Source organism: Kaistia nematophila, from assembly GCF_026343855.1.
In the GTDB taxonomy this organism is placed as follows: domain Bacteria; phylum Pseudomonadota; class Alphaproteobacteria; order Rhizobiales; family Kaistiaceae; genus Kaistia; species Kaistia nematophila.
In genome coordinates this window covers 519,696-534,795 of the sequence record NZ_JAPKNK010000001.1, presented here as the reverse complement: position 1 = coordinate 534,795, position 15,100 = coordinate 519,696, and the positions used below count along the sequence as shown (strand labels likewise).

The 15,100-nt window shown below is 67.3% G+C and carries 10 protein-coding genes; 6 read left to right on the top strand and 4 right to left on the bottom strand.

Annotated features, from left to right (window positions below):
• Positions 1–326 precede the first annotated feature (326 nt).
• From OSH07_RS02480 to OSH07_RS02465, 4 genes are all read right to left on the bottom strand, one after another.
• Positions 327–4,637: a translocation/assembly module TamB domain-containing protein gene (locus OSH07_RS02480; protein WP_266337016.1), complete on the bottom strand. Its 4,311-nt coding sequence runs from the start codon at positions 4,635–4,637 to the stop codon at positions 327–329.
• On the bottom strand, positions 4,637–6,568 hold the full coding sequence (locus OSH07_RS02475; protein ID WP_266337015.1) for an autotransporter assembly complex protein TamA: 1,932 nt from the start codon (positions 6,566–6,568) through the stop codon (positions 4,637–4,639). The genes OSH07_RS02480 and OSH07_RS02475 overlap by 1 nt, the downstream gene beginning before the upstream one ends.
• Positions 6,569–6,765: 197 nt before the next feature.
• Positions 6,766–8,139, bottom strand: coding sequence for an FAD-containing oxidoreductase (locus tag OSH07_RS02470; protein ID WP_266337014.1), 1,374 nt, complete (start codon positions 8,137–8,139; stop codon positions 6,766–6,768).
• Positions 8,140–8,167: 28 nt separating this feature from the next.
• Entirely contained in the window at positions 8,168–8,446 is a 279-nt protein-coding gene (locus tag OSH07_RS02465; protein ID WP_266337013.1) for a GNAT family N-acetyltransferase, read from the bottom strand.
• Between the two features lie 326 nt (positions 8,447–8,772).
• Here OSH07_RS02465 and OSH07_RS02460 point away from each other — a divergent pair, with 326 nt between their 5' ends.
• From OSH07_RS02460 to OSH07_RS02435, 6 genes are all read left to right on the top strand, one after another.
• Positions 8,773–9,519: a FadR/GntR family transcriptional regulator gene (locus OSH07_RS02460; RefSeq protein WP_266337012.1), complete on the top strand. Its 747-nt coding sequence runs from the start codon at positions 8,773–8,775 to the stop codon at positions 9,517–9,519.
• Positions 9,516–10,691, top strand: a complete 1,176-nt coding sequence (locus OSH07_RS02455) for a PLP-dependent transferase (protein WP_266337011.1) — start codon at positions 9,516–9,518, stop codon at positions 10,689–10,691. Before OSH07_RS02460 ends, OSH07_RS02455 begins: the two co-directional genes overlap by 4 nt.
• Before the next feature lie 32 nt (positions 10,692–10,723).
• The gene (locus OSH07_RS02450; RefSeq protein WP_266337010.1) at positions 10,724–11,986 is read left to right on the top strand and encodes an ABC transporter substrate-binding protein; all 1,263 of its coding nucleotides are present in this window, start codon (positions 10,724–10,726) and stop codon (positions 11,984–11,986) included.
• A 226-nt stretch (positions 11,987–12,212) separates the two neighbouring features.
• Positions 12,213–13,145, top strand: coding sequence for a carbohydrate ABC transporter permease (locus OSH07_RS02445; protein ID WP_266337009.1), 933 nt, complete (start codon positions 12,213–12,215; stop codon positions 13,143–13,145).
• A gap of 3 nt (positions 13,146–13,148) precedes the next feature.
• Positions 13,149–13,985, top strand: coding sequence for a carbohydrate ABC transporter permease (locus OSH07_RS02440; RefSeq protein WP_266337008.1), 837 nt, complete (start codon positions 13,149–13,151; stop codon positions 13,983–13,985).
• Positions 13,986–13,997: 12 nt separating this feature from the next.
• Entirely contained in the window at positions 13,998–15,071 is a 1,074-nt protein-coding gene (locus tag OSH07_RS02435; protein WP_266337007.1) for an ABC transporter ATP-binding protein, read from the top strand.
• The last annotated feature ends 29 nt before the right edge of the window (positions 15,072–15,100 follow it).

Below are 15,100 nucleotides of genomic sequence, written 5' to 3'. Positions count from 1 at the left end.
CGCATCGACGCTGGAGTTAGAAAGGCAGCGCGGGCAAGCCCCCCTCTCCCGCGAGCGGGAGAGGGCTGGGGTGAGGGTTCCTTCGCGGGCAAAAACGCACCGCCGCCGCCCCCACGCTCGGCGTCATCCCGGCCTCCGAGCCGGGATCCATTCGGCCGAAGCCTCATCACGCAAAGCTCCGACGCAGCGCCGGCATGAATCCCTGCTCCGCAGGGATGACGGCGGAGGATTGGATGGGTAGCAAGCCTATCCGGTAAGGCCACAACCCCTCACCCGCCGCCCTTCCGGGCGTCGACCTCTCCCTCGGGGAGAGGTGAAAAAGCCCCTCAATAATCCCACTGCGCGCCGATGCCGAGTTCGTTGGAGCCGTCGGCGCCGGCCGCGCCCTGGATGCGGATGTTGCGGGTCAGGTCGACATCGACCGTGACCTTGCTCGAATCCGGCGTCGTGCCCTGCTGGACGCCGACATAGATCTTGTCGTTCAGCCGCTTGCCGGCGCCGATCTGGCCGCCCTTGCCGGTTGAATCCGTGCCGATGCTCAACGTGTCGACGCCGAGCGAGCGACGGATCGAATCGACCACGCCGGGGCCGCCGCCGGAGAACTGCGCAACGGTCTGCGCCACCTGCAACGCCTGGCCGGCGGTCAGCGTGCTGATCGAGCGGCCGAACAGCAGCCGGGCGATCACCTCGTCCTGCGGCAGGGTCGGCGTCGAGGTGAAGCTCACCTCGGGCGCCGAGGCATTGCCGCCGATGACGATGCTCGCCGTGACGTCGCCGCCGGACGTGTCGGCCTTGAGGTTCAGCTCCGGATCGAGGCTGCCGTTGAAGGTGATCGTGCCCTCGGTGAAGGTGAGCTGGCGGCCGACGACGCTGAAGCGGCCGCGCTTCAGCGTGAAGCCGCCCATCGTCACCATGTCGGCCGTCGTGCCGCGAAGCGTCAGGTCGCCGCCGAATTCGGCGTCCATGCCCATGCCGCGCACGAACACGCCGTTCGGGGCCGAGACTCGCAGGTCGAGATCGGCGACGAAGGGGCTGGCAGGCTGCGTCTTCTTCTTGGCCGTTGCTGCAGCGCGAGCCTGCGCCTTGGCGCGGATGCCGCCCTTCGCCGCCGTCTGCTTGCCGGCATTGACATGGCGGACAGAGAGCGGATCCAGCCCGCCGGACGGCACATCGGCGATGTTGATGTCGAGGCTGCGGACATTGATCTGGCCGGCGATCTTCGGCCGTGTCGCGACCGGGCCCTGCACGGTGATCTTGCCGTCGGAGACCAGTCGCATCAGGTCGCTATTGACCAGCGTCGCCTTCTGCAGCGTCACCTCGATGGCGGCCGGGAAGCCCTGCGCCGGATCGAGCGCGATATTGCCCTTGCCGACGATGCGCCCGCCCTGGACGGTCTGCGCCGTGAAGGAGGTGACGTTGACGGCCCGGTCCGAACCGGTCAGCACCGCCTCGATGTTGGAGAGCGAGATGCCGTTCAGCGAGTCATTGTAGCTGGCGCCCGAGACCCGCACGTTGCCCGACGCGCGCGGCGCCGAGGTCGGGCCGCCGAGCGCGGCGTCGATCACCGCCTTGCCGCGCAGATTGCCGCCCGAGGTGGCCAGCGCCGTATTGGCGATGGCGAGGTCGATGGCGCCCTTGATCTTCAGGTCCATGTCGCCGCCGGCGATCGGAACCGAGCCGTTGATCGTCAGGCCGGAGACGGAAGGCGCGTTGATCGTCGCCTCGACGCCGACCCGGCCGCCCCCCAGCTTGCCGCGGGCGGTGATGTCGAACGGGCCAAGGCCTGCCTTGGCGATGTCGGCATTGGTGAGCTTGGCGATCTTGAGATCATAGTCGCCGGCGGGGCCGGAAGCCTTGCCGGTGACGCGCGCCGAGCCGCTCAGCGACCCCTTCATGTCGAGCGTCGGCGCGGCCAGCGAGGCGAGCGACAGCGGCAGGTTGCGCAGGTCGACATTGAGGTCGAGCGTTTCGCCGGCCTTGCCGCTGACCGTGGCGCGGCCATCGCCGGTCGCAAGCGCCAGCTTGTCGATCGTGACGCCGCCCTTGGCGATGGTGATGTTGGCCGGCGCCGACAGCGTCACATTGGTGCCGGCGCGGGCGATCTTCAGCGCATCGAGGCGGATGTTGGTGTCGTCGCCGGCCGGCGCGATCCGCGCCTTGGCGTTGATGCTGGAACCGAGCAGCGCCGTGTCGAGCGTCACGTCGGTGGCGGTGCCGGCGCTCTTCGCCGTCACGGTCGCGTTCTCGATGACCTGGCCGCCGGCGCGGACGCCGGCGAGAACCGCCTTGCCGTCGATCACCGGCGTGCCGGAGAGATCGACGATGCGGGCGTTGATGTCGGCCCGGTCGACCCGGTTGCCGGCGACCTCGACGCCCTCCGCCTTCGCATCGACGGCGACGCGCTGGGCGCCGTTCGAGGCATCGAGCACGACGGTCGCGTCGAGGCGGCCGGCGATATCGGTCAGGATCAGGGCCGAGAGGTCGGCGAGGTTCGAGGCAGCGATGGTGATCTTGCCGTCGACGAGACCGGACGCGGCGAGCGCCGCCGCGCCCTTGGCGCGCACGCCACCGATGGCGAGGTCGAGATCATCGAGGCGGCGGCCGCCATCGGCGAGCGAGGTCAGCTTCGCACCGCCCTTGGCGGGCTTGCCGGCCAGCTTGCCATCGAGCGCGATCGTGCCGCCGGGGCGGCCCGTCAGGTCGGTCAGATCGACGGAAAGCGTCAGGTTCTCGATCGGCTTGTCCATCGCGACGCCGGACGGGATCGCGACCTTGCCGGCCAGGCCGAGCGCGTCGAGACCGCCGGTGAAGCGGAGATCGGCATTGGCGGCGCCCGAGACGCGCGGATCGAGCGCCTTCAGGTCGGCGAGCTTCACCCGCGCCGTCAGGTCGGCGGCGGATTTCTCGATTGCACCATCGACGGCGACGTCGAGCCCCTTGGCGGCGAGAGTCAGCCCGTTGACCGCGATGCGGCCATCCTCGGCCAGCGACACCGAACCCTTGACCCGACTCTCGCCGGCGAAGAAACCGTCGACCTGCGCGATGCCGGTATGGATCGCCTGCGACGAGCCGTCGAGGTCGAGCGCGATGCGGCGGGTCGACGGATCGGCGTCGATCCTGGCGTCGAGCACGGCGCTGCCGGAAAGCGGCCGGCCGGCGAGGCCGGAGAAGGCAGCGAGGTTGAGCCGTTCGAGGCGCAGCGCGCCCTGCACGGACTTGGCGGCGGCGCTGCCGGTGAAGGCGAGATCGAGCGGCTCCAGCGTCACCTTGGCGTCGGTCAGCACCGGGCCGGCATCGCCGAGCGACCCGGCGGCAGAGAGCTTCGCCGTCTGGCCGAGCGCTGCGGAAACCTTGGGATCCTCGGCGGTGAGGCCGGCGGCATTGCCGTAGACGGTGAAGGCGAGCCCGCCACCGCTGGCCGGCGCGGTCTTGGCGACAATCTCAAGGTCGCGGGCGCCATAGCCGGCGCCGGAGAGGCCATTGACAGTGAGCGTCGCGTCAACCGAGGGCGTCGCGAAGGCGCCCGTCACGGCGGCGTTCAGACGCCAGCCGGACCAGGTGACGCCGGGCGCGAAGGCGGCGAAGCGGGACGGATCGCCACCGACGAGATCGAGCTTTACGTCGGCGGTCCTGGCCGTCGTGTCGAGCTTGCCGACCAGCGCCAGGCCGAAGCCGGCAGCGGTAGCATTCAGCCCTTCGATGGCAATGCGGCCCTCCGGCTCGACGATAGCCGAGCCCATCAGCGTGGTCTGGTCGGCGAAGAGCGGCCGCACCGTAGCCGGCACCAGGCCGGCCACGTCGCCGGCGAGATCGAGCATGATGCGGCGGCCGTTATCGACCTGCTTGATGGCGGCCGTGCCGCCGAGATGGCCGGCGGCGCCGGCGTCGAGCGCGATGCTGCCATTCCAGTTGTCGAGCGGGGCGTTGCCCTTGACGGAGAGGGAGAGCGCCGGAAGTCCCTCGATCTGCGCCAGCCGGGCGACCAGGCCGCCGGCCGGCTCGCTCGCCGTCACGTCGAGATAGAGCGAATCCGTACCGTCGCCCGGGGCGTAGCGGGCGCGGCCCTTGATCTCGCCGGGCGCATCCTCGCGCAGCACCGCGAAATCGAGCGACAGGCCCTCCGCGGGGTCGACCAGATGGGCCGAGGCCTGCAGATTGAGGGTCGCCGCCATGCCGAGCACCGGCTCGCCGAGCTCGATCCTGGCGATATCAAGCCGGTCGAGCGCGACGCGGATGAACGGAATGCCGCTGCTGCTGCCGGCGGGCTTCGGCGGCGGAGGCGGCAGCACGGGCGTACGCGAGACGGAGACGCGATCGGCGGCGAGATCGGCGATCGAGACCTTGCCGGAAAGCAGCGACAGCGGATGCCAGGCGAGATGCAGATTCTCGACCTCGGCGAACGGACCGGTGGCGTCTGCGGCAGAGATCCGCGCAATGGTCATGTCGGACGGCACGAAGCCGGACAGGCCCTCGATCTTGACCGTCAGGCCGTCGCTGCTGGCGAGCCGGCTGCCGAAATTTTCCAGCGTCCGCAGGCCGGGGCCGGTCTGCAGGAAGCCGAACAGGGCGACGAGCGTGATCAGGACGGCTATGAAACCGACGCCGAACCAGCGCAGGATGGTGAGGGCGCGGGGCATCAGAACGATTGTCCAAGGCTGATATAGATGCCGTAGCCGGCATCGTCTGGCTCGGGATTGAGCGGGATCGCCACATCAAGCCGGACAGGGCCAATGCCGGTATAATAGCGCAGACCGAGACCGGCGGAATAGCGAAGGTCGTTCAGGTCGGGCACCGAGCCCTCCGACGCCGAGCCGATATCGACGAACGGCACGATGCCGATGGTGTCGGTGACCTTGACGCGCGCCTCGACCGAAGCGGTGACGAAGCTCAAGCCGCCGATGATGTCGCCCTGGGCGTTGCGCGGGCTCGCCGACTGATAGTCGTAGCCGCGCAGCGAACCGCCGCCGCCGACATAGAAGCGGCGCTGCGGCGGCACGTCGAGCAGGTCGGCGCCGAAGATCGTGCCGGCCGAGATCTTGCCGGCGAAGATGTAGCGCTTGTCCTCGTCGAAGGCGCGATAGGCCGAGAGCGAGCCCTTGAACATCATAGGCCCGGCGCTGGCCTGGCCGAGATAGGCGAAGGGCTCGAAGGTGCCGGAGGCGCGGATGCCCTTGGAGGGATCGAGCGCATTGTCTGTGGTGTCGTAGGCGACGTCGATCGGTATGCCGACGATGGTGTCGTCTCGCGTGCCGGTCGAATCCTGCGTGTGCGACTGCTCGAGATCGAGACCGACCTGCACCGAGAACTGGTCGGTGTAATTGCGGCGCACGCCGGCGGTTAGCGTCGCCGCCTCGCGGACGTAGGCGTCGGTCACCTCGCGCAGCACCGCCGCCTGGGCGACGAGATCGTCGATCGGCGTCAGGATGCCGGGCTTGCCGAAGGTCGCGGCGAAACGGTAGCCGAGCGGATTGGCGTCCGGCACGGCGCTGGAATTGCCGCCAAACCACGAAACCTGACCATCAAGACGCAGGGTCTCGGCGCCGCCGAACAGGTTGCGATGGCCCCAGAAGGCGTTGATCGACGAACCATCGGTCGAGGAGTATTTGGCGCCGAAGCCGACATAGCGCGGCTTGCGCTCGGTCACCTCGACATCGACCGCCAGGCGGCCATTGGCGTCGAGCTTGTCGCCCTCGCGGATGCGAACACCGGAGAAGGCCTCGTATTTCAGCAGGGACTTTCGCGTGTCGGCAAGGCGCTGCGGCGAGAACATCTCGCCCGGAATGATGCGCACCCGCTCCTGCACGAAGGAGGGTCGGACCTTCTCGGTTCCGGAAACCGTGACCTGGCCGAAGGCGACCGCCGGGCCGGGGCTGACGACATAGGTGACATTGACCAGGTTGCTGGCGTGGTCGGCGACGACGTCCTTGTCGACCACCTTGGCGAAGGCGTGGCCTTCCTTGCGATAAAAGTCGGTGATCCGGCCCTCGGCGTCGAGGATGGTGGTCGACTTCGCCTCTTCGCCGGGCAGGATGCGCAGGCTCTTCAGCGTCGGCGCCATCGCCAGCGGCCGGTGATGGTCGGCGTCGACCAGCGTGATCTCGCCGAAATGGAACAGCGGGCCGGGCGTGACGTCGACCTGGACGGGAACGGGGCCGGCCGGGCGGGCCGCCTCGATCGCCTGCAAGATGTCGGGCGCGTCGAGCTCACGGCCGGCGATGGTGATGTGGATGGAGCCGGCATAGTAGCCATTGGCGTAGAGCGCGGCGGTTATCTGGTCGATGTCGGCGCGGGCGCGACGGAGCAGGCCGGCGGCGCCGGACGGCGGCGACTTCCGCATCGACTGGAGGTTGGAGGCGGCCGTGACCGCCTTGCGCAGCGCGCGCGGCGCGTCGATGACGTTGACGGTCGGCTTGTAGGGAACCGCGTCGGCGACCGGCTCTTCCTTGGTCTTGCCGAAGAAGGAACGGATGCCGTCGAAGAAGCCGCTCTCCTGCGCGTAGCCGGCGCTGGAGCCGACCAGGACGAGAACGAGCGTCGAGGCCAGGGTCCGGTGCAACCCGCGCCGCATGCGCTTCCCGCGCGGCGAGAAAGGAGAGACTGTCAACGGTATTGCACCCTACACATCGCCGGTACGCTACGCGGCCACTACGCTCCTGTCTCTATGAGACTATCCTTAACATTTACCATACATGCGCCGTCACGCCACCACCGTGCGTTCGCAAGACGCGATTTATGCAACCGTTGGAAAGGCCGCCGGCTGCGGCGTCAGGCGGGCCGGAATTCAGCCAACATGGTCGGCAGGAGCTCCGACACGGTCGGGTGGATGTGGACGCCGCGGCGCACCTGCTGGTAAGGCCGGCGGGCATACATGACGTCGATCAGCGAGTGCACGACCTCGTCGCAGCCCGTGCCGAGCAGGGCCGCGCCCAGGATCTCGCCGCTGTCAGCATCGGCCACGATCTTCATGAAACCCTGGGTTTCACCCTTTTCGATCGCCCGGCTGACGCGGGTCATCGGCCGCGTCGAGACGAGCAGGCGCCGGCCGGTCTTCTTCGCCTCCGTCTCGGTCAGCCCGACCCGGCCGAGCGGCGGATCGACATAGAGCGCGTAGACGGGAATGCGGTCGGTGACGCGGCGGGGGTCGTCGTCGAGCAGATTGGCGGCGACGATCTCGAAATCATTGTAGGCGGTATGGGTGAAGGCGCCGCGGCCGTTGCAATCGCCCAGCGCCCAGATGCCGTCGACAGTGGTGCGGAGCGCGTCGTCGACGATGATGTAGCCATGCGCGTCCAGCGCGATGCCGGCCTTGTCGGCGTCGAGGTCGTCGGTGTTCGGACGCCGCCCGGTAGCGACCAGAAGATGCGAGCCTGAAACCGCCTTGAGGCCGTTCGAGCCGTCATGGCTGACGACGATGCCGCCTCCCGAGCGGCCGACGGCGAGGTTCGCCGCGCCGACGATGACGTCGATGCCCTCCGCCGCCAGAATATCCGCCACCGCGCGCGAAATATCCTCGTCCTCGCGGCGGATCAGGCGCGGCCCGGGCTCGAACACGGTCACTTTCGCGCCGAACCGGCGATAGATCTGCGCAAATTCGAGCCCGACATAGCTGCCGCCGAGAATCAGCAGATGCTCGGGGACGACGTCGAGATCCATGATCGTGCTGTTGGTCAGGTGCGGCACCTCCGCGAGGCCCGGTATGGCCGGCAGGATGGCGCGGCCGCCGACATTGACGAAGATCCTCTCGGCCGTCAGCACGTCGTCGCCAACCCGGACGCTGTTGCGGTCGACGAAGCGCGCATGGCCTCGAAAGACCGTGCAGTTCGCCATGCCTTCCAGCCATTTGCCGATGCCGTCGCGCGAGGCGCCGGAGACGGCGTCGGCGCGCGCCTTGACCTTCTTCATGTCGATCCTGACCGGCCCGTCGAGGACGACGCCATATTCGGCGGCGCGCCGCGCCATCTGCGCCGTCTTGGCGCTGGCGACCAGCGTCTTGGTCGGCGTGCAGCCGGTGTTGACGCAGGTGCCGCCGAACAGGTTGCGCTCGACGATGGCGACCTTCATGCCGGCGTCGGTCAGCCGGCCGGCAAGCGGGGAACCGGCCTGGCCGGTGCCGATGATGATGGCGTCGTAGGCGGGCATGCGTATCTCCGGTCGGCTGGCTTCGGCTTCAGTCGGTGACGAGATCGGCATATTCGGAATGGCGGGCGATATAGGCGTGCACGAAGGGGCAGAGCGGATGCAGCTTGGCGCCGCGCGCGCGGATGTCGTCGAGCACGGCGCGCACCAGCTTCGTGCCGATGCCGCGCCCCGCCAGTTCCGGCGGCACCTCGGTGTGGACGAGTTCGATGACGTCGCCCTGCATCCGGTAGAGAATGAAGGCGACATGACCGTCGACCTCCATCTCGAACCGCGTCGGCGTGATGAGAAGCTTCGGCTTGTCACTCATGGTCGCCCGCCCGGCGCAAAATGCGCGGGCAGAGGCTAGCAGGTCCGGGCCCCCGCCAGAAGCCGCAGATTCACGCAGTTTTGCCGGCAAAGCCGGAATTTTGTGCTCGCCGGCCGCGACACCGCAGGGTTGCAGATCCGAATGCGCTGCCCAAACAGGCATCAAACTGCCGAAAATGCGGCTCTTGACGAAACGGCGCGCTTGTAGAAATGATCAGATGTCAGACCAATTTGGATCGCCTCCGGGCGGCGCAACGGGGACGATCGCGTGATTCAGGCGAGCCGGTTTCTTGATGCTGCGTACCTCGCACCCCGTCGGGTGCGGGCATGACGCTTTCCGTTCCCGGCCTGTCGCCGCTCCCCGCTTCCGATCGCGCCAAGACCGTCATGACAGCGCTGGCCGACTACATCGCCCAGTCGGGCCTGCGGCCGGGGGAACGCCTGCCGACCGAGCGCGAACTGATGCAGTCGCTGGCCGTCGGACGCTCGACCGTCCGCGAGGTGATCCGCCAGTTCCAGGCGCTGGGCGTGATGGAATCGCGCAAGGGCAGCGGCACCTACCTGCTGCGCGGCATCTCCTCCGACACCATCCACATGCCGCTGTCGATTGATGCCGGCACGCTGCGCGAGGGCCTGCTGTCGACGCTCGACATCCGGCGCGGGCTGGAAGCCGAGGCCGGCGCGCTGGCGGCGCTGCGGCGCTCGAAGGCCGATCTCGAAATCATCGAGGACAGGCTGGTGGCGATGGAAAAGGTGCATCTCGCCGAGGGCACCTCGGGCAAGTACGACCTCGCCTTCCACCTCTCCGTCTATGACGCCTCGCACAATCCGATGTTCGGCCAGCTGCTGGAGCAGATGCGCGAGGCGTTCGAGCGCTTCTGGTCGAAGCCGTTCGACCGGCCGGACTTCGCCGGCCGCTCCTTCCCCTATCACCGCACGCTGTTCGAAGCGATCGCGGCGCAGGACGCCGAGCGCGCCCGCCGAGAGACCCTGACGATCCTGGAGATCGTCGAGGAAGACATTCGGGAGATGTCGCAGGACACCGCCCCACAATCCGACAAGGTACAGAAATGAACGACAGTACAGCGGCCTTCGACCTCGCCTCCCTCGTCGCCGCGCATGACGACGTCAACGCCTATGAGGCGGTGGTGCCGCCGATCGTCCAGACCTCTCTCTTCACCTTCTCGTCCTATGCCGAGATGGAGCAGACCTATAAGGGCCTGAAGGTCCGCCCGACCTACAGCCGCGGCCTGAACCCGACCGTCCGCATCTTCGAGGAGAAGGTTGCCGCGATGGAAGGCGCCGAAGACGGCCTCGCCTTCGGCAGCGGCATGGCGGCGATCTCGTCGACCGTGATCACCTTCGTCAAGCCGGGCGACCGCGTCGTCTGCGTCCGCCATGTCTATCCGGACGCCTACCGCCTGTTCGAGACGCTGCTGTCGCGCTACGGCGTCTCCGTCACCTATGTCGACGGCCGCGACGAAGCGGCGGTCGAGGCTGCGCTGCCGGGCGCCACGCTCTTCTACATGGAGAGCCCGACCAGCTGGACGATGGAAACGCACGACGTCCAGTCGCTGGCGGCCATGGCCAAGCGCCACGGCGTCATCACCGCGATCGACAACAGCTGGGCCTCGCCCGTCTTCCAGCAGCCGATCAAGCTCGGCGTCGATCTCGTGCTGCACTCGGCCTCGAAATATCTCGGCGGCCACAGCGACGTCGTCGCCGGCGTCGTCGTCGGCTCGAAGGAGATGATCGGCAGGATCCGCTCCGGCACGCTGCCCTATCTCGGCGGCAAGCTGTCGCCGTTCGACGCCTGGCTTCTCATCCGCGGCCTGCGCACCCTGCCGATCCGCATGAAGGCGCATGAAGCCGCCGCCCTGCATGTCGCGCGCCGCCTGCTCGATCACGACGCCGTTGCCTCGGTCGAGCATCCCGGCCTCGGCAACCAGCTGCCGGCCGGCCTGTCCGGCACGTCGGGCCTGTTCTCGTTCACCTTCCGCGAGGGCGCCGTCGACATCGCCAAGTTCACCGACGCGCTCAGCCTGTTCAAGATCGGCGTCAGCTGGGGCGGCCATGAGAGCCTCGTCGTGCCGGCGCAGGTCGTGCGGGTACAGGCCGCCGGTCCCAACTCGGCGATCGATTTCGGCGTCAGCGCCAACATGGTTCGCCTGCATGTCGGCCTCGAGGGGGCCGACGCGCTCTGGAACGATCTCGCCGCGGCCATCGATTCCGCCCGGCTTGCGTAAGACTGCAGTTAACAAGAAGAGGGAGACCAATAATGTTCAAGAAGATCGCCGCAGCCGCCGTGATGACGGCGCTGCTCGCCGGGTCGGCGCTCGCCGACACTAAGCTGAAGCTGGTCGAGGTGATCACCAGCCCCGAGCGCACCGAGACGCTGAAGGGCATCGTCAAGACGTTCGAGGAAGCCAATCCCGGCACGACGGTCGAGATCATCTCGCTGCCGTGGGGCCAGGCCTTCGAGAAGTTCGCCACCATGGTCGCGGCCGGCGAGACGCCCGACGTCATGGAGATGCCGGACACCTGGCTCTCCCTCTATGCCAACCGCGGCATGCTGGAGAACCTCGAGCCCTACCTTGCCAAGTGGGATGAGAGCGCCGACCTGAACGACCGCGCGCTCGAGCTCGGCCGCTCGGTCAAGAACACCGCCTACATGCTGCCCTACGGCTTCTATCTGCGCGCGATGTTCTACAACAAGAAGCTGTTCCAGGAAGCCGGCGTCACCGACGTGCCGAAGACGCTGGCCGAGTTCGAGGAGGCCGCCAAGAAGGTCTCCGCGCTGCCGGGCAAGGCCGGCTACTGCATGCGCGGCGGCCCCGGCGGCCTGAACGGCTGGGTCATGTTCGGCGCCACCGCCAATGGCGACAACACCTTCTTCAAGGAAGACGGCACGTCGACCTTCGCCGACGCCGGCTGGGTCAAGGGCCTCACCTTCTTCACCGATCTGTACAAGAAGGGCTATGCTCCGAAGGACAGCGTCAACTGGGGCTTCAACGAGATCGTCGCCGGCTTCTACTCCGGCACCTGCGCGATGCTCGATCAGGATCCGGACGCCCTCATCGCCATCGCCGAGCGCATGAAGCCGGAAGACTACGGCATCATGACCATGCCGAAGGGCGAGAATGGCAAGACCTTCCCGACCATCGGCTATGCCGGCTGGTCGATGTTCTCGACCAGCGAGAACAAGGACGCGGCCTGGAAGCTGCTCGCGACGCTCGAGGGCAAGGAAGGCAACATCGCCTGGAACAAGAAGACCGGCGCGCTCCCGGCCCGCAAGTCGGCCGAGACCGATCCGTTCTATGCCAGCGAGCAGTTCAAGGGCTGGTTCGCCGAGCTCTCGGACAAGGACGTCGTCCCGACTGTCATGCCGACCTACCTGCCCGAGTTCGCCTTCTTCAAGGACTCGCTCGTGATCAAGACCAGCCAGCAGGCGCTGCTCGGCGAGATCACGCCGGAGGAGCTGGGCCAGCAGTGGGCCGACTACCTGACCAAGAGCCAGCAGAAGTTCCTCGCCACCAAGTAAGGCGAGCGGCAGCGCCGGCATCCGTCCGGGCCTGAGGCCCGGGCCCTGCACGACCGTCGGACCGGCCTTCCCCGCGCGGGAAGGCCGGCACCTGGCAGACACGGTTGCGGGAGGGGCTGCCCCCTCGCCGGGGCGACATGCGCCTCCCGAAACCCATTTCCGCGACTGCGACCTCCACCAAGAGAGGTCCAGCAGGCTGCGACGAGACCAAAGGGATCGACTTCCGATGACAGAGGCCGTGAGCGCCCCGTATGGGCGAGATCGACGACCGTTCTTGCGGCGGCTCGCCAATGCGAGCGAGCCCTATCTCTATTCCGCCCCGGCGCTGATCCTGATCGTCACGGTCATGCTGGTGCCGCTCGCGATCGGCATCTCCTACGCCTTCCGCGACATGACGCTGCTCGATCCGTTCTCCGGCGGCTTCATCGGCCTCGATCATTTCCGGGCGCTCGCCAAGGACAAGACCTTCTGGCTGGCGCTGAAGAACACCGTCTACTGGACCGGCTATTCGGTGGCGCTGCAGTTTGCCTTCGGCCTGATCCTGGCGCTGCTGCTCGACAAGCCCTTCTACGGCCGCGGCCTCGCCCAGGCGCTCTGCTTCCTGCCTTGGGCCGTACCAAGCTTCCTGTCCGGCCTGAACTGGGCCTGGATGTTCAATCCGGTCGTCGGCCCGATCCCGCACTGGCTCTATGCGCTCGGCATCCTGAGCGCCCCCAACAACATCCTGTCGGATCCGGACCTCGCCATGTGGGGACCGATCATCGCCAATGTCTGGTGGGGCATCCCGTTCTTCGCGATCACGCTGCTCGCGGCGCTGCAGTCGATCCCGCGCGACCTCTATGAGGCGGCGGCCATCGACGGCGCTACGCCATTCCAGCGCTTCCGCTCGATCACCCTGCCCTTCCTGGCGCCGACCATCGCCATCACCGTCATGCTGCGCACGATCTGGATCGCCAATTTCGCCGACCTGATCGTCGTGATGACCAATGGCGGCCCGGCCGACAAGACCCAGATCGTCGCCAGCTACATCTTCACCCAGGCCTTCCGCAGGCTCGATTTCGGCTATGCCTCGGCCATCGCAATGGTGCTTCTGCTGCTGCTGATGGTCTATTCGCTGCTGATCGTGTTCCTGCGCCAGACGCTGCTCAAGGAGCGCTAGACCATGACCAGCTCCAAGCGCATCGGCATGACGGTCGCCCATCGGCTCGCCATCCTCGTCTACATCGCCTTCGCCCTGTTCCCGCTGTTCTGGCTGGTCAAGGTCTCGGTCACGCCCAACGACCTTCTCTATTCAGAGGGCGTCAAGATGTGGCCGTCGCGGGCGACGCTCGACCACTTCGCCTTCGTGCTGACGCACAGCGACTTCCCGCTGTTCTTCCGCAACTCGATGATCGTGTCGGTGTCGACCGCCTTCATCGTCACCATCCTGTCCTCGATCGGCGGCTATGCGCTGTCGCGCTTCACCTTCCGCGGCAAGATCTGGATCGTCGGACTGATGCTTCTGACGCAGATGTTCCCGCTCGTCATGCTGATCGCGCCGATCTTCAAGATGCTGTCGCCGCTCGGCCTGACCAACAGCCTCTCCGGCCTGATCCTCGTCTATGTCGCCTTCAACGTGCCGTTCGCGACCTTCCTGATGCAGTCCTTCTTCGACGGCATCCCGAAGGATCTCGAGGAAGCCGCGATGATCGACGGCGCCACCCGCTTCATGGCGTTCCGCCAGATCATCCTGCCGCTGACGCTGCCGGGCATGGCGGCGACGCTCGGCTTCGTGTTCACGGCGGCGTGGAGCGAGCTGCTGTTCGCGCTGATGCTGATCTCGGGCGTCGACGCCAGCACCTTCCCGGTCGGCCTGCTCAGCTTCGTCTCGAAGTTCTCGGTCGATTTCGGACAGATGATGGCCGCGGGCGTGCTCGCCCTGATCCCCGCCTGTCTCTTCTTCCTTCTCATCCAGCGCTACCTCGTGCAGGGCCTCACGGCCGGCGCGGTCAAGGGCTGACGGAGCATCGCAATGGCATCCATCGATATCACCGACGTCCGCAAGGCCTATGGCAACGTCAAGATCCTGCACGGCGTCGACCTGACTATCAAAGACGGCGAGTTCGTCGTGCTGGTCGGCCCGTCCGGCTGCGGCAAGTCCACCCTGCTGCGGATGATCGCCGGCCTCGAGGACATCTCCTCCGGCGAGATCAAGATCGGCGGCAAGGTCGTCAACAATCTCGACCCGAAGGACCGCGACATCGCCATGGTGTTCCAGTCCTACGCGCTCTATCCGCACATGACCGTCGCCGGCAACATGAGCTATAGCCTGCGCCTCCGGAAGATCGCGCAGGACAAGATCGCCAAGGCGATCTCCGGCGCCGCCGAGAAGCTCAGCCTGACGCCGCTGATGGAGCGCCGGCCGAAGGCGCTCTCCGGCGGCCAGCGCCAGCGCGTCGCCATGGGCCGCGCCATCGTGCGCCAGCCCAAGGCGTTCCTGTTCGACGAGCCGCTCTCCAATCTCGACGCGCGACTGCGCGAGCACATGCGCGGCGAGATCAAGAAGATGCACCAGGACCTCGGCGCCACCTCGATCTACGTCACCCACGACCAGATCGAGGCGATGACGCTGGCCGACCGCATCGTCGCCATGAACGCCGGCATCGTGCAGCAGGTCGGCAGCCCGCTCGACCTCTATGACCGTCCGGCCAATCTGTTCGTCGCCGGCTTCATGGGCTCGCCGGCGATGAACATGTTCGAGGGCGTCTATCGCGCCGCCAATGGCGGCAGCGTCGAGCTGGCGCAGGGCGTCGTCGTTCCGCTCGCCGGCCCGGCGCCGACGGCCGACGGCACCAAGGTGACGCTCGGCATCCGTCCCGAGCATGTTCTGGTCGGCAAGGATCTTCCCGGCGGCATCGCCGCGACGATCGACCTGGTCGAACCCACCGGATTCGGCACCATCCTGCACGCCAGCGCCTTCGGCAGCGACGTCAAGGCGTTCTCGCTGGAGCGCGGCCTCGCCGAGCGCGGCGACACCGTGCATGTCCAGTTCCCGGTCGAACGCATCCACCTGTTCGATACGGCGAGCGGATCGCGGATCGGCTGATCCCTGAACGCGACACTGGACCGGGCGAA